This is a genomic window from Niallia sp. HCP3S3_B10 (assembly GCF_052064465.1).
GTDB classification, from domain to species: domain Bacteria; phylum Bacillota; class Bacilli; order Bacillales; family Cytobacillaceae; genus Niallia; species Niallia hominis.
The window spans coordinates 1-897 of record NZ_JBQHVO010000147.1; the positions used below are offsets into that span (position 1 = coordinate 1).

Annotated in this window: 1 protein-coding gene; it reads right to left on the reverse strand. The window is 36.0% G+C overall.

The genetic code is table 11. The features are described from left to right. Positions 1–782 (reverse strand): transposase (locus ACTNDN_RS24905; protein ID WP_251630162.1); only part of this gene is annotated, 782 nt, incomplete at its 3' end. Positions 783–897: the final 115 nt, after the last annotated feature.

Here is an 897-nt window from a genome sequence, read left to right on the forward strand (position 1 = left end):
GTTTTATAGCCGTGAAAGGCATGGTCAGCGGATTTATAACCTGTTCTCGCATCTTCATCACTGGAATAAGACGACTGTTCCTGGAAATCTTCTATTATTTCCTTTAATCCATTTACTTTTTCACGTACAGCTGGAATGTGTACGACCTTTGCCTCCTGTTCTATTACTTCTACTAATGCGGAACAATAGGCAAGCTCCTTTTCTACTTCATTCGAAGTAGGTTTGGCCGGAAATTTTTCCTTTATCGATTCATCGAACGAATAAATTAACTTTCGTACTTTTTTGGCTTTCTCTTGTAAATATTCTTTCGGTGATTTATTTCGATAACGGGAAAGGGTATGGGTGGCGTCTACGATAATCGTTTTACTCGTGATTATCTTCTTTTCCACTGCGATTTCTACTGTTTTCCCAATTAATAAGTCTAATAAAGCAATATCTTGAAGCCGCATTCTCCGAAATTTCGTTAGGGAGCTTGGATTGATCACTGGATCTTCTGGAGCCATATCTAAAAAATATTTAAAGGACATATCATACTTAGAACGTTCCACCACATCGATATCGGATAAATCAAAGATTACCTTTAAGAGTAGGTATTTAAACATACGGATTGGTGGGATAGCGTTTCTTCCATTATCCAAACAATACTTGGATGTTAGTTCCTCCAGGATAAAGGAAAAGTCAACCAAATCATTTATTTGGCGAAGCATGTTATCTTTCGGAACAACTAAATCGTAGATAAACATATATGGACTTAAGTTTAATGTCTCTTGTTTTTCAAGCATAAAATACTCCCCACCAACGTTTTTTTCCATTATATAAGAAAAAGGGGGAATATGGGGAGAAATTCCGCATATTCCCCCTTTTTTTGGGAGTTTTTCCAAATTAAATAAGAATTTA